This window comes from Vibrio gazogenes, assembly GCF_002196515.1.
Taxonomy (GTDB): Bacteria; Pseudomonadota; Gammaproteobacteria; order Enterobacterales; family Vibrionaceae; genus Vibrio; species Vibrio gazogenes_A.
Genome location: NZ_CP018835.1, coordinates 289,072 through 308,385, shown reverse-complemented (window position 1 = coordinate 308,385; position 19,314 = coordinate 289,072). Strand labels below are relative to the sequence as shown.

The following is a 19,314-nucleotide window of genomic DNA, read 5'->3' as shown; positions in this document are numbered from 1 at the left end:
AAGATCTAAATCTGGTGCAATATCTAAATCTGATGAAAGCGTCTTAGTTCGCTGTCAGGCTGCCCCACAGATCATATTCGTCAGCATGTTCAATGGTGACATTGACCAAATCACCGGCTTTTACACCCGTTTCGCCATTGAGATAAACCACACCGTCGATTTCCGGAGCGTCAGCGTAAGTACGACCAATTGCACCTTCTTGATCCACTTCATCGATCAGCACTTGCATCTGGCTGCCGATACGCTGTTGGAGTTTTTGGGTGCTGATTGCTTGTTGTAACGCCATAAAACGCTCATAGCGATCCTGTTTGACCGATTCCGGTACCTGTTCGGCCAGCTCATTGGCTGTTGCGCCTTCAACCGGAGAGTATTTAAAACATCCGACCCGATCGAGCTGCGCTTCCTGAAGCCAATCCAGTAAGATTTGAAAGTCTTCTTCTGTTTCTCCGGGGAACCCGACGATAAAGGTAGAACGAATGACCAATTGCGGACAGATGTTACGCCATTGCTGGATGCGTTCCAGCGTTCGTTCTGCCTGACCCGGCCGTTTCATCATCTTCAATACGCGCGGGCTGGCATGTTGAAACGGAATATCGAGATAGGGCAGAATTTTTCCTTCAGCCATCAACGGAATGATGTCATCAACATGCGGGTAAGGATAAACATAATGGAGTCGAACCCAAATGCCCAATTGACTCAGGTGTTCACTGAGTGCTTTGAGGTTTTGTCTCACTGGGGTACCGTTTGAGAAACCAAGACTGTGTTTAGTATCTACGCCATAGGCACTGGTGTCCTGACTGATCACGAGCAGCTCTTTGACGCCGGCGTTTTTCAGTCGTTCTGCTTCTCCGATGATATCTCCAACCGGACGGCTGACTAATTTACCGCGCATGGAAGGAATGATGCAGAAGGTGCAGCGATGGTTACAGCCTTCCGATATTTTCAGGTAAGCGTAGTGTTTCGGTGTCAGTTTGACACCATGATCCGGGACGAGACTGGTATATGGATTATGTGCCGGACGAGGCACGAACTGATGAACATGCTCAAGTACATTTTCGTAAGCGTGAGGCCCGGTAATACCTAAGACATTCGGGTGAACTTCTCGGATCTCATCTTCGCGTGCTCCGAGGCATCCGGTCACAATGACTTGGCCATTTTCATGCAGCGCTTCTCCGATCACATCCAGAGACTCCTGAACGGCACTGTCAATAAAACCGCATGTGTTGACGATAACTAAATCCGCATGCTGATACTGACTGACGATATCGTATCCTTCAGTGCGTAATTGCGTCAGAATTCGCTCCGAATCGACAAGGTTTTTCGGACACCCCAGAGAGACAAATCCGATTCTGTTGCCTGTCACTGCATTGTGCATTGATTCTTGCTGGGTCAGTGTTTTTTGTGCTGTATCTAGGGTCGTGGTCTGATTTGGCGTATAAGTATGGACGGTCATTGCTTTATTTTGCTACCTAATCGTATGTTATCAATAGCCACTGCTGTCATGCTGTCATGCAGTGATGCGGACAACCAGTCTCAATGGTTGTCTTACATTTTTATCTTACATAGGATTCCGGATGGCTTGAGACTATTTTTTAACATCCGGTTATCAAAAGGCGTACATTATAGCGGATGTGTAGAAATTGAACAGAAGAAGTCGAGCTGGGCGGCTCGACTTCTATCAGAAAATGAATGGATGTCAGTGTGTTATATTCATCATGACGAAAAATCGCGGCTGATATACCCAAATGCCCTCAAGATGCAGTTTCAGCGAGAATCACTGGTCTCAGAGGCAAGGCAGAGATTTGAGTCATAGCCATTCTGTGGCGAGAATCTCTAGCGCGAAGCTGTCTTGGCGGTTAAGACTTAGGCTCAGTCACGATCAATTTGGCCCGGATAAACTCACTGTGATCAACATATAAAAGCTCTGCGGTCTTCCGAATCACTGCATCTTCAAACGGGTCGATGTATTCATCGGCATTCGCGACTTCCCACATGGCTCGGATCAGTTCGAAACGTCTTTCTTGAGATAATGCTCGCAGTTGAGATGTAAAATCATAGAGCGAAGCGGAATCTCTGACTTGTTGTGTAGCCTGCTTTAATAAGTTGTCAGCTTCGGGTTGAGTCAATTGACACAGTTTGATGAGAAGCTGAGTTTGCGCATCTTTTTCTGGTCCGGATATGTCGTGGTCAGCGCCGGACACTTCAGTCAGCAGACAAGCGATAGCCAGTTGCGGACTGTCTTCATGGTGACCGAGGTCTTGACCTTCAAGTAGTTCTTTAAAAAGCGATGTAATGGTATTAAACATATTTTCCTCACAGAAGCGCTTGATTATCAGCCGTAAGAAATATCATAGGATCAACAGAAAATAAACGTGCTCCAGTCGATATTGATTGCTTTATACCCAATTGCATTTGGGAAAGATCATGCCATGTCATCCTACGAATTGATGGAACCTGCTTAAAAATCCCCATTTCTTGCAAGACCACATTGATGTTCTTTTGATATTTTGACCATCAGAGTGTGATCTGGTTCATTTTCAACGTCCACCGTATGCGTTTTGAGACCCATGTCGTTTAAACATTCATCATCAATAGGGAAAATGAAAATGATTCTCAGTTAAATAATGGTTGACGACGGGGTTTGGCTTGGATTATTTTAGAGTGACTAGTCACTCTAAATGTATTGTTTTTGATGAACACAAAGAAACAGCAGATTATAGCAGCATCAATTCGCTTATTCGCTCAGGATGGGGTGGGGGTTTCGACCGCAGCCATTGCAAAAGAAGCCGGCGTGTCTAATGGCACGCTGTTTAACCATTTTGAGACCAAACAGATACTGATCGATGAAGTTTATATCTTTGTTAAGCAAAATATGGCTGATGTCATTTTGAGTCATGTGGATTTCTCTGCTTCGGTCTTCGACGTCTGTTTTACACTATGGATTGCTTTTGCGAACTGGTCTTACGATCATTTGACCGAATATCGGGCAATGAATGTCCTGAATACCTCGCAGTTATTAGGGGATACCGCACGTCAGTATGTAGAAGGGTTATGGGGACCGATGTTCGATAAACTGGAAGACGCTCAGCAGAGCGGCATACTCCACCCGACGTGTCCCGAACTGATATGTATCAATATGCAAAGTTACCTGCATGCGTTGGTGGCATATACGAACCGGAAGCAATATTCCCAGCAGGAAAGAGAAAAGATATTTCGGGAGGCATTTCGTGTGTTCTGGCGTGGCATTGCAATGTCTACATCCTGTTTAGATTTAAATGGGTTCGATTGAATTATGTATCGCATTAACCGCAAATGGCCGGTGCTGGTCACTGGCGCGACAGGATATGTTGCTGGGTGGCTGATAAAACGTCTACTTGAATCCGGCGTCACTGTTCATGCAACCGTCCGTGATTTGAGGGAGCAGGACAAACTCGAATCTCTCAACCAAATTGCGCGAACAGCACCGGGAAGCATCCGCTATTTTCAGGCCAATTTACTTGACGAAGGCTCATATGCTGAAGCGATGCAAGGCTGTCGCGTGGTCTTCCACACCGCGTCTCCGTTTCGGATTCAGGTCCGCGATCCGCAAAGTGAATTGATTACGCCAGCCGTACAAGGCACACACAATGTGCTCAATCAGGCGACGTTAACACCGTCAGTACAGCGTGTGGTTCTGACCAGCAGTTGTGCTGCAATTTATGGTGATAATGCTGATTTGTTAAACTTAGAGCACGGTATGGTTACCGAAGAAAGCTGGAATCATTCCAGTTCTCCGGAGCATCACCCATACGCTTATTCTAAAACCGAAGCTGAAAAAGCAGCATGGCGTATCGCCGAGGCGCAACAACAATGGACGCTGGTTGTCATCAATCCTTCTCTGGTGATGGGACCCGCTGTCAACCCTGATGTAACCTCTGAAAGTTTGCGCATCATCCGTCAGATGGGAGATGGTTCCATGAAAGTCGGTGTGCCAAACTGGGGGATTGGGGTTGTTGATATTCGGGATGTTGCTGAAGCCCATTTATCAGCTGCGTATACCACGCATGCCCGTGGACGATATATTATCTCGGGGTGTAACACGACATTATTTGAAATGGCGCATCAACTGTTGCCTAAGTACGGTAAGCATTATCCACTGCCTAAACGGGTATTGCCGAAGTTTCTTGTCTGGTTGTTTGGGCCGATGCTCAACCCGGGGATAACCCGGAAAACGATTATGCAGAATGTCGGCTATGCCTGGAAGGGCAACAATACCAAGAGTATCGGGGAACTGGGAATGAAATACCGACCATTGTCGGTGACGATGAATGATTGCTTTGCGCAGTTAGTGGCGACAGGAAAACTGGAGCGCTGATCGCGCGTTTTACTTATTGATAGGTTAAGTAATTGATAGGTTAAGAAATCGATGGGTTAAGTTTCTTGATCGTTTTCTGGAAAATCGCTTTCTTGCCCATGACTTTCTTGATCATAGCCTGCTTGCAAACTGCTTTCTTGCAGGCTGATCTGTTCAAGCATTTCGACGACATCAGATGACGAGTGTTCATGCGCATAAAGAATTAAGGCCAGAATTGCATCCCGCTTATGTTCTAAAGGCGCTTTTTCCGTAAAAATCTGCATGATATGGCTTTTCAGCAATGACAGTTCATGATCGACAAACCCTCTGCCTTCTTCTTCCCCTGCATTTTCTTCCGGTGCATTATCAAACTGACAAAATAATAAATTATCGAGATATTTGGCGTGCAGCAAACGCTCCGGCAGCCACGTTTCTCCGGTCACAATTTCCGGATCATTGGGCAGGGCATTAAGGATATGAATCAATTCAGAAGCTTTCACGTTATTTATAGTCTCACCTGCATGTCTGGCATCAAACGAAATATACATCAAAAATGTTGTACCTGCACCAGTAGCAGTGAGAACTGACTCATTAGTCTGATGATGAAAATCAAGGAGTTTTGGTGTCATGGCCTGACAGTGATACAATCCGGCCAGTTTCAATCAAGTATACAATAGGATTCGCTTTGACGTCGTCACAGCCACATACCCAACCCCCTCAGGCACAGCCAAATACTCCGGGCACACTGCGTCATGCATTGAACGAATGTATGATCAAAGATCGGTTCCGCCTGAGTAAACGGATTCAGGGGGCCAGTAAAATTAACAATCCCAACGCTAAACAGGCCGTCTTTGATGAAATTGCTCAGGACATTGCCAAATCGATGATGGCCGCTGAACTGAGACAGCAAACCTCTGCGGTATTAGATTACCCGGAGATTCTGCCGGTCAGTCAGAAACGAGATGACATTGCACAAGCGATTGAAAAACATCAAGTCGTGATTGTGGCGGGTGAAACTGGCTCAGGGAAAACCACACAGTTGCCGAAGATCTGTGCTGAGCTGGGGCGTGGCACATATGGGGTTATTGGTCATACACAGCCTCGTCGGTTAGCCGCACGCTCTGTCGCCGCCCGGATTGCTGAAGAAACCAAAACTTCACTCGGCGATTTCGTGGGGTATAAAGTACGTTTTAATGATCAGATATCCGATCAGACTCAAATTAAATTGATGACGGACGGGATACTGCTGGCTGAAATTCAGCATGATCGATTCCTGAATCAGTACGATACGATCATTATCGATGAAGCCCATGAGCGTAGTCTGAATATTGATTTTATTCTCGGCTATTTAAAACAGCTGCTGCCGAAGCGTCCGGACCTGAAAGTGATTATCACGTCGGCAACAATCGATCCTGAACGGTTTTCCCAGCACTTTGACGGTGCGCCGATCATTGAAGTGTCCGGCAGAACGTATCCGGTGGACACCCGTTATCGTCCCTTAGCCGGTGAAGATGAAAGTGAGCGTGATCAGCTCGACGGGATTTTTGACGCTGTGGATGAGCTGAGTGATGAGGGGCCGGGAGATATCCTGATCTTTATGAACGGAGAACGTGAGATCAGGGATACCGCCGATGCCTTGAGCAAGCGCAACCTCAAACATACTGAAATTGTGCCTTTGTATGCGCGTCTCTCAGCGGGAGAGCAGAACCGGATTTTTCAATCCCACAGTGGCCGGAGAATTGTTCTGGCGACCAACGTTGCTGAAACGTCTCTGACAGTGCCGGGAATTAAATACGTGATTGATCCGGGCACCGCTCGCATCAGTCGTTATAGCTACCGCACCAAAGTGCAGCGCTTACCGATTGAGCCGATTTCTCAAGCCAGCGCCAATCAGCGTAAAGGGCGTTGTGGCCGGGTTGAAGCCGGGATTTGTATCCGGCTTTATTCCGAAGATGATTTTCAATCTCGTCCTGAGTTTACCGATCCCGAAATACTCAGAACCAATCTGGCATCGGTTATTTTGCAGATGACAGCCTTGGGGCTTGGTGACATCGAGGCATTCCCCTTTGTGGAAGCCCCGGATAAGCGCAATATTCAAGATGGTGTCCGGCTGTTGGAAGAATTAGGTGCCATTCAGACGCAATCTCAGGAGCGCAAAAAACGGTTAACTGCAATTGGACAAAAGTTATCGCGTCTTCCCATTGATCCACGGCTGGCTCGTATGGTGCTTGAAGCCCCGAAATGGGGATGTCTGAAAGAAGTAATGATTATCTCGGCGGCGTTGTCGATTCAGGATCCGCGAGAGCGGCCTTCGGACAAACAACAGTCAGCCGATGATAAACACCGCCGTTTTTATCATGAAGACTCTGATTTTCTGACCTTTGTTAATCTATGGGATTACATCAAACAACAACAAAAAGCCCTGAGTAGTAATCAGTTCAGACGTCAGTGTAAAAGTGACTATCTGAATTATCTGCGCATTCGTGAATGGCAGGATGTCTATTTTCAATTGCATCAGAGTATGCATGACCTCGGGCTGAAGCTGAATGAAGAACCCGGCAGTTATCAGGGGGTACACACCTCGATTCTGGTTGGATTGCTGTCTCATATCGGTATCAAAGATCAGGAAGAGAAAGAATATCACGGGGCGAGAAATGCCCGTTTTCATATTTTCCCGGCGTCCGGCCTGTTTAAGAAACAACCGAAATGGGTGATGTCGGCTGAACTGGTGGAAACTTCGAAACTTTGGGCCAGAGTGGTGGCGAAGATTCAACCGGAGTGGATTGAACCGCTGGCACAACATTTGATCAAACGAAGCTACAGTGAACCGCATTGGTCGAAAAAGCGCGCAGCGGTGATGGCGTATGAGAAAGTGACATTGTTTGGTGTACCGATTGTTGCCAAACGACTCGTGAATTATGGCCCGATTGATGCGACCTTGAGCCGGGAAATCTTCATTCGGAGTGCTCTGGTAGAAGGTGAGTGGGAGACTAAACACGCTTTCTTCAAACAAAACCGCAAGCTGTTGCAAGAAGTAGAAGAGCTGGAACATAAATCGAGACGGCGGGACATTCTGATTGATGATGAGTCCTTGTTTCAATTTTATGATCAGCGCGTCGGCACGGAAGTTGTCTCCGGCCGTCACTTTGATACATGGTGGAAAAAGACCAGCCGGGAGAATCCGGAATATCTCCATTTTGAAAAAGAGATGTTGTTCAAAGGTGATGCCAGCCATGTGACCGAACTCGATTATCCGAATTTCTGGCATCAGAATGGCATCAAGCTGAAGCTCAGCTATCAATTTGAACCCGGTGATGATAGTGACGGTGTCACGGTTCATATCCCGTTGGCTGTATTGAACCAAATTGAACCGATGGGGTTTGACTGGCAGATCCCCGGGCTACGCCATGAACTCGTGGTCAATTTGATCAAATCGTTGCCGAAGACATTGCGCAAGAATTTTGTACCGGCACCGAACTACGCGGATGCATTTTTGGCCCGGACGACCCCAATGGAACTGCCATTATTGGATGCGTTGGAAAAAGAGCTGAAACGGATGTCCGGAGTGACCATTCTGCGCGAAGACTGGCAAATCGATCAGATTCCGGATCACCTGCGAATGACATTTCGGGCCGTCGATCACCGGCATAAAAAGTTGCGGGAAAATAAAGACCTATTCACGTTAAAAGAGAGCCTGAAAGACAAAGTCAAAGAGACTCTGTCTCAGGTAGCCGATGATGATATCGAACAGAAAGGTCTGCATACCTGGAGCTTTGGAGAGCTTCCTCAGGTCTACCAGCAGAAAAAAGGTGGTTTCGATGTCAGAGCCTATCCGGCACTGGTCGATGAAAAAGATAGCGTCGCTATCCAGCTATTTGAGACCGAGCAAGAGCAACAACGTGCTATGCGAGCAGGGGAGCGGCGATTAATTTTGCTGAATGTGCCGTCTCCGGTGAAATATTTGCACACTAATCTACCGAATAAATCGAAACTCGGGCTTTATTTCAATCCATATGGCAAAGTGTTGGATCTGATTGATGACTGTATTACCTGTGGTATCGACAAGCTTATCGATGGGCAAGGCGGATTAGTCTGGGAGGCTGAGGCGTTTGAAGCGTTGAAAGAGTATGTTCGCGCTGAGTTGGGTGACACCGTTGTTGATATTGCAAAGCAAGTTGAAGAAATTTTGACAACTGCGTATCAAATCAATAAAAAGCTGAAAGGGAAAGTCGATTTTACGATGGCATTTGCACTTTCTGATATCAAAGCACAAATTGAAAGCTTGATCTTCAAAGGCTTTGCCACGGAATGCGGTTGGAAAAAACTGCCGGATATCCTAAGGTATATGAAGGCTATCGAGCGTCGATTAGAAAAATTACCCATCGATCCCAACAAAGATCGACTTCATATGCTGAAAATAGAATCGGTGACACAAGATTATCGGGAGTTATTGAACAAAATTCCGAAAGGCGCACCGATTCCCGAGAATGTTAAAGCAATCCGCTGGATGATAGAAGAGTTAAGAGTGAGCTTCTTTGCTCAACAACTTGGTACGCCTTATCCTGTTTCGGATAAGCGAATCAAGAATGCAATCAGTGAATGCTAATTTAGGTTCGATTTTTGCATAAAACAGACTATTACAGAGAATTCTGTTAGTTTTTTGGCGAGCGTAGGCAATTTTATGCCGCTTTGGTATCAACACCAATAGTATGATCACCAATCGTATGATCACCGATGAAAAAGTAGAGAAGGTTCATCATGAAAAAAACATTAATTGGATTGGCACTTTTAGGTGCATCAACATCTGCCTTGGCAGATTCATGGATTTATGGCGGCGCTTCCGTTGGACAATCTGACTTTAAAGGTGAACATGGTACAGCCTACAATATTCATGTCGGCACAGGTATTCTGCCATTAATTGGTTTAGAAGCCGGTTTTACAAAGTTTGATGAGATTGATGTTTCGCCAGCCAATAAAACCGAAGCGACGACAGGTTATTTTGCAATTAAGCCAAGCATTGATTTTGGCCCGCTTCATGTCTATGCCAAAGGTGGCCTGCATGCTTGGGATGAAAAGGTCAACGGTGCCAAAGTGGATGATGGTGTTGACCTGATGTACGGTGTCGGTGTGGAATACTTCATGATGGGGCCGATTTCTATCGGTGCCAGCTACCAGACCTATGTTATGGATGATGATGACATGAAAACGTTCAACTTAAATGCAACATTCCATTTTCTTTAAGTTTTCCCATCATTGTTCGATCAATTTAAGCCAGCACTTTGCTGGCTTTTTACATTTTAAATCCCGGTAAACAGAGGAGAGGCGGCAGATGGCATTGCCATATAAAGCAGTTATTTTTGATATGGATGGTGTGTTAATTGATTCAGAACCATTCTGGCGACAGGCACAGATTGAAACACTGGCTACTTATGGGGCCGAAATCACGGTTGAAGCATGTATTCAGCACACCATGGGAAAACGGTTAGACGCGATTGCTTCGACTTGGTGTCAACGCTGTCAGCTTCAGGTTGATCCGGCGATTCTTGCGCAGCAAATCCTAGAAAAACTGATTGTTCAGGTGAGGGCTCATGGACGTGCTCTGCCGGGCGTTCATCAACTTTTAGCGGCGCTGAAACAGGCGGGTTATCGTATTGGTCTGGCGACCTCATCCGGGCCGGAAATTATTCAGGCGGTGCTCCAGCGTCTTGAGATCGAAGCATATTTCAGCCAAGTGTGTAGCGCCGAGGATGAAGAGTACGGTAAACCGCATCCTGCCGTTTATTTAAGTGCCGCACAAAAACTCGATGTGTCGCCTGATCAATGTCTGGTGATTGAAGATAGTGTGACCGGTATGACCGCAGCCAAAGCTGCATCAATGACGACATTTGTTGTGAACGCGCATCAGCAGGATCCCCGGTTTGCACTGGCTGATCAATACTTCACGTCACTGGAAGCGATTGTATCGTTGGTTCGTGCAAACGACTGAATGAGCCGAAAGATAAGAGTCAGCCCCATATCTGTGACTGAAACCGCGTGGGTTACAACAGATATAGGGCAGACAGGCAGTGTGGGGAAAATTTAGAACAAATATTTGACGCGCAGACGTAAACCGCTGTCAGTCTTGTCGGCATCTTTTACGTCAGAGTAATAACCACCGGCGTACAGTGCCAAGTCTTCAACATCCATAATGTTGGCGAATTTATACGAGGTATAGACGGTGGTGCTTTTCTCGGTAGTGCCTTTATCGGTTTCGCCATAGACATAGGCAATAAAGAAGTTTTGATATTGGGCGTTGACACCGTAGGTGGTATCTTCTTGGTTGGTGGTGCCATCAAAGTCACGGGTGGCATAGCTTACATTCATATTGATGTCACCCAGTATATAGTTCAGCGTTGCACCATAACCGGAAAAATCATTGGCAGCATCTTCTTCATCTGCGGTTGCATTAATTTCTGCACCAACGGCTAACTTCAATGAGTCAGTCAGCGTGGCGGCGACGACCGGACGAAGAAACACCGCATTATTTCTTGCGTTGATATTACTATCATCGTTGGCCATGAAGGTGGTGCTCAGTTCGAAATAGACGCGTTCAGTCGTTTTGGATAAAGCAATCTGGCCGTTATCACTGCGTCCGCGGGCATACTTGGTCATATAAACGTCTTGCGCGTAATTGACAAACGTATCCTGACCAGCAGGGAAGAGGTCATATGCTTCAAAGCGTCCCATTTTAATTTCCCAGTCAGCTTTCTCACCGATTGCAATCCACGCATCATCGGCAGTGATGTCACCATCGAGATGCAGTAATGTTTCAGCGTTTGCATTGATATAGCCATTGCTACCGACATCCCGCGAACCGGAAACACCAATTAAAAGGCGGCCATTTTGATCATAAGTGGTTGTGTCGGGTCCGGTTGTTTCTTGGTTATGGTAGTCATTATTAAATTCCACATCACCGTGGATCGCGAATGTTCCCATTTCATTGGTGACACTGGTGCCGGCCTGAACATTGAGTGCAGCAGAAGTCAGTAGGGCGATTGCTGATAATTTCAAAATACCACTTGTTTTCATCGTTATACTCCGTAAAAAGTTACTCATTTCTTAAGCCCCATAAGTGGTTCAATCCACCATTATTATTTTCTGGGGATCCAATCATTGATTGAATTTTGTTGATTTCATCTTGGTGATGAATTTAGAGGTTACATTTGCTAATTGAATGAAACTTTCGGTTAGATCACTTTTCGGGATCGTTCCCTATTTTGGTCGTGGCAAGTTTGATTTACTTCATATTATTGACTTTATTGTTAGTCATTGGTGACAGTTATCTATACAGTTGATCGGTTTTATTTGGTGTTTATGGATGATTTTTTGGTTTTACAGTTATGAAATTGAATGTATTTACTGATTTTATCGCGATCACATTTTTTGGGAACGTTGTCTTTTTCTGCCTTGTGCAGTTCTTGATTGTTGGCGCGCTTTTCGGCTTCAAATGATTGCGAGTTCCTATGCTTGGTATCGGATATTGTCGGGGGAGCAGGTCATCTTTTTTGGCAAAAGGGAAGTATGAAAAGAGGATGAGATTGTGGAGGGGAGAAAACGTTGTAGGCTTTAAAGCTGTGAAATTGCGCGTGACTCAATTTTTGATGATGCCCCTCTGAACATCGAGGGGCAGGGGCGTGCTCTGTGATGCGTTATTCAAGAAAAGCATCCAGCGCCTGAGTCGGGCGACGGGTATTTGGATTCCATGCGCCTAGGGTATAGCCTTGCCAGTTATAGGCCTGTGGCTCCCAATAGAAGATCCCAATTCCTTTGCCCTGATTGACATGACGTACTTTTTGGATCATGTCTGCAACGATACGTTTAGATTCAGGGTCATCCCAGGGGACACCGATTTCGGTAATCATCACTTCGGTCCCATAACGATTGACCAGATCATTGAGGTTATTCAGGCATCGTTTGTTTGCTTCTTGCCAAGACAGGCCGGTTGCATTTTTGGGATAAGAAGAGGCCCCAATGACATCCCACCAGGCACTATTGGCCTGTAAGCCATCCAGTATCCAGCGGAAATTGGCGTTGTCATGGCAGTTGGCTAAATGAACAATAACTTTGGCATTGGGGAATACTTCTTTCGCCGCGTTACGTCCGCTATTAAATAGCCATGCATAGTTACGCATGTGACTTGAAGCCATGCCATCATTCCAAAGCATGCCATTATTGGTTTCATTCCCGATCTGAATCCATTTTGGGGTAATCCCCGCCGCTTTTAAGGTTTCGAGTGAATCGCGAGTGTAAGACCAGACGCGAGCCATTAAGTCGTTAAAGCTGAGTTGGGCCCATGCCGCAGGCTTCCACTGATTGCCCGGATCTGCCCACGTATCGCTATAATGGAAATCGATCATCACATCCATATTGGCAGCTTTGGCCCATTTTGCTTTGACGATCACATCTTCAAGTGAGTTGTAATAACCATCACGTGGGTTGACCCACACACGTAAGCGCACGGCGTTCATACCATGGTCGCGTAAGATTGACAGGACATCTTGTCGATAGCCCCAATCGTTGTAGAACTCGTAGCCGCTATCTTCCATTTGGGTTATCCAACTAATATCCGCGCCTTTAATCAACGCGTGAGAATAGCCCGATGTGACTAATGAGCCGAAGATTGCTAGTGTTTTTAGGGTATTTTTCATCGTTCCACCGTTTTTATCAATTCACGTTATCGTCACTTGAATGACGTACAGAATATAATAGCAACGGATTCTAATATTGATGTGATTAATAAAAGTGTTGTGACTATTTGAAGCAATTATTTTATGTGGTTGTGATTGTGAAGGAATTATCTAAGTAAATTTACTGAGATAATTGTGATGATGGTCTTTGTGAAAAATAATCAGATCAATTCGTCTATCATCGTCTTGTTTTACACAAGACGGCTGATGTGAGAAACAGATTGGTTGAAATAAAAAACCTGTTGAATAATAAAATACATCGTATTTATTTCATCTTAAAGCTATCCCGCCATATAAATTCATGACCGAATAAAACCGTTTTCTTATACTGTCTGCCAGCCATTTTCTCAATGAACATATCGATTGCAACTTCTCCCATTTCAAATGGAAACAGCCTCATGGTTGTCAGGCTTGGACTCATGTGTCGGGCTGACGAAATATCATTGGTCCCGATGACTTGTATGTCCCCCGGAATGGTTAACCCAGATTCATAAATGGCGCGATAAACACCGACGGCGACCATATCTGTCGCAGCGTAAACCACATCGGGTAGTTCATCGAGGTGTAGCATTTCTTTCATCGCTTGATATCCCGATTCGATGCAATATTCTTTACTGACTTTACATAATGCTTCGTGATACAAACCATTTTCTTTGGTCACTTTGCGAAACACATGTAAGCGTTCCTCATTGTTACCAATAAAAGCAGGGCGTTTACAGTGGTTGTTTAATATATTCTGCATGACGTCATTCGATAATGCTAATCGGTCAATTAAGACCGCATCTGTTTTACTCCCCAAGGGATTTGAATCAACAAAAATAATATTAGGGTTCGTGTTATATAATGTCTCGACAATATGCTCATCGAAGTGTCCGACTGCGATCAGCGTCGGGGCTTTTTCTATCAGCTTTAGACTGGCATCGATTTGATCTAAATGGATTGTTCTTAAATCCACACCTTTCTCTAAGCAGCGGTTTTGAATACCGGCACGAATGGACGTGAAATACGGATCGTCGATTTCTTGTGTGGGGGTTAAAAAGTTCAACATCACAACATGATGTGCGCCAACCGGTTCATTCACTCTGGGGGCTTGATGATGAATAAACTGTTTTTTACTCCGTTTCGGCGATTGATAGCCCAGCGATTCGACGGCCTCCAAAATAGCTCGCTTCTTATCTTCACTGACCGATAAAGTTGGGTCTTCGTTCAGAAAGCGCGAAATCGTGGAAGTAGAAATGTTAGCTTTTTGTGCAATGTCTTTAAGTGTCGCCAAAAGATTACCCTATATTATTTTTATTGGATGGTCCTACAATGCCAAAGCGCATTTAAAATGCGCTTCGGTGCCAGAGCGTTAATGCGTTGATTGTACAGAATCAAATTTTATGACGCTTCCATCAGCTTCAAAAATGTGTAAATGGGAAGGTGATGCAAATAACGAAATTGACTCACCTGGCTGTACTTGCGTATCCCCATGATGAAGATACTTAAAGTCATCCACACCGCCACATTGGCCAAAGATATACGTCATCCCTCCCAGGCGCTCGATCACTTCACACTGGAAGGCCAGCATAATCGTCGCCGGATTGGTTGTGAGGTGTTCAGGGCGAATCCCTAATGTGAGTGTTGTGCCGATTTCAATGGGGGCTGTTTTGATCGGTAAGGTGATTGAGCGACCAACATCCAGTGTGACGGTTAAACTATTTTCATCCCAGCTTTCAACGGTACAAGGCAGAAAATTCATTTTAGGTGAGCCGATAAATCCGGCAACAAATCGGTTCACTGGATGATGGTACAGATCCATTGGTGACCCCACTTGCTCAACTTTTCCATCACGCAGTACCACGATTTTATCAGCCAATGTCATGGCTTCGACTTGATCGTGCGTCACATAAACCATCGTTGACTGAAGTTCTTGATGTAATTTCGCAATATGCAGACGCATATCTACACGTAATTCGGCATCAAGATTTGAGAGCGGCTCATCGAATAAAAAGACTTTGGGATCTCTGACAATTGCCCGGCCGATGGCAACGCGCTGACGCTGGCCCCCTGAAAGTTGGGCCGGTTTACGATCAAGCAGATGCTCTAACTGGAGTGCTTTGCCGACCAGTTGTACTTTTTTATCACGTTCTTCTTTTGGCACTTTGTTGACTTTTAACGAGTACCCCATGTTTTCTGCAACGGTCATATGAGGGTAGAGCGCATATGATTGAAATACCATGGCAACGCCTCGTTCTGATGGGGGCGTGTCGTTGACGATATTTCCTGAAATAGAGATGGAGCCATCACTAATATCTTCCAGACCGGCGATCATACGCAACAGCGTCGATTTTCCGCAGCCTGATGGACCGACAAAGACGACAAATTCACCTTCTTCTATCGATAAGTTTACGTTGTGAATGGTTTGGGTATCGTCAAAACGTTTTACGACATTGGATAATTGAATCGAAGACATTTTAAGTTCCTCATAACTGGTAATAAATAAAAAGTGTGTGATCTAATTCGTCTTTTATTTAGTAAATTTTATTTTTAATTGCTCGTTTTATCACAATAACTGTTAGTAAAAGTGACTTATATCACGTCAATGGATTGCGTCTATGGAAAAAATAACACAAAGGAGCATATTTGCACCATAAATTTTATTTTTTACCAAAAACAAAGGCGTGAAATTTTATGGATAATAATAAATTTAGTAAAAAAATAGCTGCTCTCGCAGTGACCGCTTTATTTTGTTCGCCAATGGTGCTGGCGCAGCAATCTTTATTAGTCTGGGAAGACATTCAAAAGTCTTTTGGTAATGAAGACGCGGTTGCAGCATTTGAAAAACAACACGATGTAAACGTGAAAGTGCTTGAAATGCCATACGGTGGTCAGATCGAATCTCTGCGTATGGACGGTCCGGCGGGCACCGGTCCTGATGTTGTCTTGATTCCCCATGATCAGATTGGCGGGGCGGTGATTCAAGGTCTGCTTGCTCCGGTTCAGGTTGATAAAGCGGTTACCGATACATTTACGCAATCTTCGATTGATGCATTGACATACAATGGTGTGCTCTACGGCTTGCCAAAGTCGGTTGAAACCGTATTTATGGTGTACAACAAAGATCTTATTTCGAAGCTCCCTGATACGATGGATGAAATATTTGAGTTGTCGAAGAAGTTTCGTAAGGAAAATAAATACGGTTTATTGGCTAAATGGGATGAGCTTTATTACACCTATGGCATTTTACACGGAATGGGTGGCGATATTTTCGGGAAAAAAGCCGACGGCTCTTACGATCCTAATAAAATATTACTGAACACTCCCGGAGCGATAGAAGGTGCGAAATTCATTCAGAAATTCTATCAGTCTAAAGTATTTCCGACCGGCATTATTGGTAATAATGGTCTGAATGCAATCGATTCATTATTTACGTCAGGTAAAGCTGCCATTGTTGAGACTGGCCCTTGGTCACTTCAGCCCTATAAAGAAGCGGGTATCAATTATGGTGTCGCACCACTTCCAAAATTGCCATCTGGTCAGCCAATGGGATCATTTATGGGCGTGAAGAGTTACAGTATCTCCACCTTCTCGAAAAATAAACCACTCGCGCAAGAGTTTATTACGTTCATCAATAATTATAAGAATGCCAAACGCCGCTTTGAGCTGACAGGTGAAGTACCTGCTGTGAAAAAATTAGTGGACGATCCGATCATCAAAAATGACCCGGGTGCAAATGCAGTTGCGATTCAGTCCATTCATGCGACCTCCATGCCTTCCATTCCAGAAATGAATGAAGTCTGGGGACCTGCAAACAGCGCATTACAGTTGATTGCGACCAATAAACAAGATCCGAAAAGTGCTCTCGACTCTGCGGTAGAAAGCATCCAAATGCAAATTGAAGCGAACCACGCAATGATGGGGCAATAATTGAAAGATATTGTTCTGGTAAATATCGTTTTATGAATATTGTTCTATGAATATTGTTCTGGCGGAAGCAGTTGTTAGCCCTATGTGCCCGTTTTGGCTTGGGCTGACAGACGCCAGAAGTTTTCCTCAGATGTTTTCTGAAATGGAGTTTGTAAGTGATACCTGACATGAGTGAACGTTTTAAGCATGACTCGGGACGATATCGATCCCACCGACTGACGGCTTCCTTACTTGCGTTAATACCTGGCTTTGGCCAATTCTATAACCGCCAGTTTGTCAAAGGCATGATGTTTTTCATCTTGCTCACGAGTTTTTATGCCGTCACGCGTGATTTTATTTCCCACGGCATGTGGGGGCTGGTCACGCTGGGTGAAAATCTCCCTGAAGACAACTCAGTTTTCCTGCTCGCACACGGGATTATCGCTGCACTTGTGGTGGTATTTGGTTTGGTGGTGTATGTCCTGAGTATCAATGACGCTTATAAAAACGGTAAGTTGTTTGATGAAGGCCGCCCGTTGAACTCATTACGAGTTCAGTACCGCAATGTTATTAATGCCGGCTTTCCTTATCTGATGATCAGCCCCGGTTTTATCCTCTTAGTCTTTGTGGTGGTGTTCCCGATTATCTTTGGTTTTGCCATTGGTTTTACCAACTATAACTTGTACAACTCACCGCCTGCGAAGCTGGTTGACTGGATTGGGTTAAAGAACTTCTTCAACATTTTCCAAATCAATTTGTGGCGCAACACCTTTATTGATGTATTGCAGTGGACGGTCGTCTGGACACTTGTTGCATCAACGCTGCAATGTACCGTCGGGGTTCTGTTGGCAATACTGGTAAATCAGAAAGACCTTAAATTTAAGCCATTGATCCGGACTATTTTTATTCTGCCTTGGGCGGTACCCGGTTTTGTGACCATTCTTATTTTTACCGGGATGTTTAACGATAGCTTTGGCGTGATTAACAACGTCATTCTCGACTTCTTCGGCATTGAGGCGAGAGCTTGGCTGACGGACCCGTTCTGGACCAAAATTGCGCTGATCATGATTCAGACCTGGCTTGGCTTCCCGTTTGTCTTTGCCATGACAACCGGTGTTTTACAGGCGATTCCCGGTGATCTCTATGAAGCCGCGACGATGGACGGTGCGAGTAAATTTCAACAGTTAAGAACGATCACATTACCGCTGGTACTGTATTCCATTGCACCGATTCTGATCACACAATATACGTTTAACTTCAATAACTTCAATATTATTTATCTCTTTAACAATGGTGGTCCTGCTGTCATTGGGAGTAACGCGGGCGGTACCGATATCTTGGTGTCATGGATTTATAAATTGACGATGTCTTCATCGCAATACGGGGTCGCATCGGCAATCACCTTGTTACTATCGATTTTCGTAGTCGGTATTGCGCTGTGGCAATTCCGGATGACCAAATCATTCAAAGAAGAGGCGAGATAACAATATGAGTATTAAACGCAATAATATGAGTATTAAACGTAATAATCGCATTCGACTGACTTTGAGTTACGGTCTGATCCTCTTGGTATCCGTGATCATTATTTACCCATTGGTGTGGACGGTCGGCGCATCATTCTATCCGGGCAACAGCATCATGGGAGAATCCATTTTTCCCGATAACCCGACGTTGAGTCACTATGCAACGTTGTTTGCGAATGACAAAGTCGCCTATCTGACTTGGTTTTGGAATAGTTTGAAAATCAGCTTTTTGACGATGGCTCTCACGCTGATCTGTGTGTCATGTACGTCCTATGCATTCTCACGGTTTCGCTTTAAGGGCAGAAAAAACGGTTTGATGTTGTTTCTTCTGTTGCAGATGATCCCACAATTCTCCGCCTTGATTGCGATATTTGTTCTGGCACAGATGTTGGGTTTGATTAATAGCCATCTTGCATTAGTACTGGTTTATGTCGGCGGTATGATCCCGATGAATACGTATTTAATGAAAGGTTACTTAGACGCTATACCGAAGGATCTGGATGAATCGGCCAAAATGGATGGCGCCAGTAATATTCGTATTTTTCTGGAAATTATATTACCCATTTCAAAACCGATTATTGCCGTTGTCGCATTGTTCTCTTTCACCGGGCCATTAGGTGATTTCATTCTCGCAACCACGATTTTAAGAACGCCTGAAAATTATACCTTGCCGATCGGTTTATATAATTTGGTCGTGGAAAAAATGGGCGCGAGTTATACCACATATGCCGCAGGTGCTGTGCTGATTTCAATACCGGTCGCGCTGCTTTATCTATCGCTACAGAAATACTTTGTATCTGGCTTAACAGCAGGTAGTACGAAAGGCTAATACGAGAGAGAAAGA

At 44.9% G+C, this 19,314-nt stretch carries 15 protein-coding genes; 8 read left to right on the top strand and 7 right to left on the bottom strand.

Annotated elements, in window-relative coordinates; translation table 11 throughout:
- Positions 1 to 43: 43 nt before the first annotated feature.
- Together rimO and BSQ33_RS01395 are read right to left on the bottom strand one after the other, a co-directional pair.
- A complete protein-coding gene (gene rimO, locus BSQ33_RS01400) occupies positions 44 to 1,453 on the bottom strand; it encodes a 30S ribosomal protein S12 methylthiotransferase RimO (RefSeq protein ID WP_088133039.1) in 1,410 nt (469 codons plus the stop codon).
- Between the two features lie 403 nt (positions 1,454 to 1,856).
- Entirely contained in the window at positions 1,857 to 2,306 is a 450-nt protein-coding gene (locus BSQ33_RS01395) for a TerB family tellurite resistance protein (RefSeq protein ID WP_021021623.1), read from the bottom strand.
- Between the two features lie 386 nt (positions 2,307 to 2,692).
- Between BSQ33_RS01395 and BSQ33_RS01390 the strand changes: the two genes are divergently transcribed.
- Positions 2,693 to 3,289, top strand: coding sequence for a TetR/AcrR family transcriptional regulator (locus tag BSQ33_RS01390; RefSeq protein WP_021021625.1), 597 nt, complete (start codon positions 2,693 to 2,695; stop codon positions 3,287 to 3,289).
- A gap of 3 nt (positions 3,290 to 3,292) precedes the next feature.
- On the top strand, positions 3,293 to 4,354 hold the full coding sequence (locus tag BSQ33_RS01385) for an NAD-dependent epimerase/dehydratase family protein (protein WP_088133037.1): 1,062 nt from the start codon (positions 3,293 to 3,295) through the stop codon (positions 4,352 to 4,354).
- Positions 4,355 to 4,410: 56 nt separating this feature from the next.
- Here the strand turns inward: BSQ33_RS01385 and BSQ33_RS01380 are convergent, their stop codons facing one another.
- A complete protein-coding gene (locus BSQ33_RS01380; RefSeq protein WP_051116235.1) occupies positions 4,411 to 4,833 on the bottom strand; it encodes a hypothetical protein in 423 nt (140 codons plus the stop codon).
- Between the two features lie 185 nt (positions 4,834 to 5,018).
- On the opposite strand from BSQ33_RS01380, the gene hrpA reads away from it, so the two are divergent.
- The 3 genes from hrpA to hxpB all read left to right on the top strand — a co-directional run bounded on the left by hrpA (position 5,019) and on the right by hxpB (position 10,319).
- Positions 5,019 to 8,939, top strand: a complete 3,921-nt coding sequence (gene hrpA, locus BSQ33_RS01375; RefSeq protein WP_027694383.1) for an ATP-dependent RNA helicase HrpA — start codon at positions 5,019 to 5,021, stop codon at positions 8,937 to 8,939.
- Between the two features lie 152 nt (positions 8,940 to 9,091).
- Positions 9,092 to 9,574: an outer membrane beta-barrel protein gene (locus tag BSQ33_RS01370; RefSeq protein ID WP_021021629.1), complete on the top strand. Its 483-nt coding sequence runs from the start codon at positions 9,092 to 9,094 to the stop codon at positions 9,572 to 9,574.
- Between the two features lie 88 nt (positions 9,575 to 9,662).
- Positions 9,663 to 10,319: a hexitol phosphatase HxpB gene (hxpB, locus tag BSQ33_RS01365; RefSeq protein ID WP_021021630.1), complete on the top strand. Its 657-nt coding sequence runs from the start codon at positions 9,663 to 9,665 to the stop codon at positions 10,317 to 10,319.
- 92 nt (positions 10,320 to 10,411) lie between these two features.
- Here hxpB and BSQ33_RS01360 read toward each other — a convergent pair whose 3' ends face one another.
- The 4 genes from BSQ33_RS01360 to BSQ33_RS01345 form a co-directional block, all read right to left on the bottom strand.
- On the bottom strand, positions 10,412 to 11,401 hold the full coding sequence (locus BSQ33_RS01360; protein ID WP_021021631.1) for a carbohydrate porin: 990 nt from the start codon (positions 11,399 to 11,401) through the stop codon (positions 10,412 to 10,414).
- A 620-nt stretch (positions 11,402 to 12,021) separates the two neighbouring features.
- Positions 12,022 to 13,020 (bottom strand): glycoside hydrolase family 53 protein, encoded by a 999-nt coding sequence (locus BSQ33_RS01355; protein ID WP_021021632.1) that lies wholly within the window; start codon positions 13,018 to 13,020, stop codon positions 12,022 to 12,024.
- Positions 13,021 to 13,324: 304 nt separating this feature from the next.
- Entirely contained in the window at positions 13,325 to 14,332 is a 1,008-nt protein-coding gene (locus BSQ33_RS01350; protein ID WP_021021633.1) for a LacI family DNA-binding transcriptional regulator, read from the bottom strand.
- 78 nt (positions 14,333 to 14,410) lie between these two features.
- Positions 14,411 to 15,514 carry an ABC transporter ATP-binding protein gene (locus tag BSQ33_RS01345; RefSeq protein ID WP_021021634.1) on the bottom strand — a complete coding sequence of 368 codons (1,104 nt, stop codon included), beginning with the start codon at positions 15,512 to 15,514 and terminating at the stop codon, positions 14,411 to 14,413.
- Positions 15,515 to 15,732: 218 nt separating this feature from the next.
- Between BSQ33_RS01345 and BSQ33_RS01340 the strand changes: the two genes are divergently transcribed.
- From BSQ33_RS01340 to BSQ33_RS01330, 3 genes are all read left to right on the top strand, one after another.
- On the top strand, positions 15,733 to 16,968 hold the full coding sequence (locus BSQ33_RS01340; protein ID WP_021021635.1) for an extracellular solute-binding protein: 1,236 nt from the start codon (positions 15,733 to 15,735) through the stop codon (positions 16,966 to 16,968).
- Between the two features lie 167 nt (positions 16,969 to 17,135).
- A complete protein-coding gene (locus BSQ33_RS01335) occupies positions 17,136 to 18,431 on the top strand; it encodes a carbohydrate ABC transporter permease (protein WP_051116234.1) in 1,296 nt (431 codons plus the stop codon).
- Positions 18,432 to 18,435: 4 nt separating this feature from the next.
- Positions 18,436 to 19,299 carry a sugar ABC transporter permease gene (locus tag BSQ33_RS01330; protein ID WP_021021637.1) on the top strand — a complete coding sequence of 288 codons (864 nt, stop codon included), beginning with the start codon at positions 18,436 to 18,438 and terminating at the stop codon, positions 19,297 to 19,299.
- The last annotated feature ends 15 nt before the right edge of the window (positions 19,300 to 19,314 follow it).

Excerpts from the sequence above, each read along its gene's own strand:
- BSQ33_RS01330 (WP_021021637.1), top strand. The coding sequence starts at position 18,436 with ATGAGTATTAAACGCAATAATATGAGTATTAAACGTAATAATCGCATT.
- BSQ33_RS01355 (WP_021021632.1), bottom strand. The coding sequence starts at position 13,020 with ATGAAAAATACCCTAAAAACACTAGCAATCTTCGGCTCATTAGTCACA.
- hxpB (WP_021021630.1), top strand. The coding sequence starts at position 9,663 with ATGGCATTGCCATATAAAGCAGTTATTTTTGATATGGATGGTGTGTTA.
- BSQ33_RS01345 (WP_021021634.1), bottom strand. The coding sequence starts at position 15,514 with ATGTCTTCGATTCAATTATCCAATGTCGTAAAACGTTTTGACGATACC.
- BSQ33_RS01385 (WP_088133037.1), top strand. The coding sequence starts at position 3,293 with ATGTATCGCATTAACCGCAAATGGCCGGTGCTGGTCACTGGCGCGACA.
- BSQ33_RS01360 (WP_021021631.1), bottom strand. The coding sequence starts at position 11,401 with ATGAAAACAAGTGGTATTTTGAAATTATCAGCAATCGCCCTACTGACT.
- BSQ33_RS01390 (WP_021021625.1), top strand. The coding sequence starts at position 2,693 with ATGAACACAAAGAAACAGCAGATTATAGCAGCATCAATTCGCTTATTC.
- BSQ33_RS01340 (WP_021021635.1), top strand. The coding sequence starts at position 15,733 with ATGGATAATAATAAATTTAGTAAAAAAATAGCTGCTCTCGCAGTGACC.
- BSQ33_RS01335 (WP_051116234.1), top strand. The coding sequence starts at position 17,136 with ATGAGTGAACGTTTTAAGCATGACTCGGGACGATATCGATCCCACCGA.
- BSQ33_RS01395 (WP_021021623.1), bottom strand. The coding sequence starts at position 2,306 with ATGTTTAATACCATTACATCGCTTTTTAAAGAACTACTTGAAGGTCAA.
- rimO (WP_088133039.1), bottom strand. The coding sequence starts at position 1,453 with ATGACCGTCCATACTTATACGCCAAATCAGACCACGACCCTAGATACA.
- BSQ33_RS01370 (WP_021021629.1), top strand. The coding sequence starts at position 9,092 with ATGAAAAAAACATTAATTGGATTGGCACTTTTAGGTGCATCAACATCT.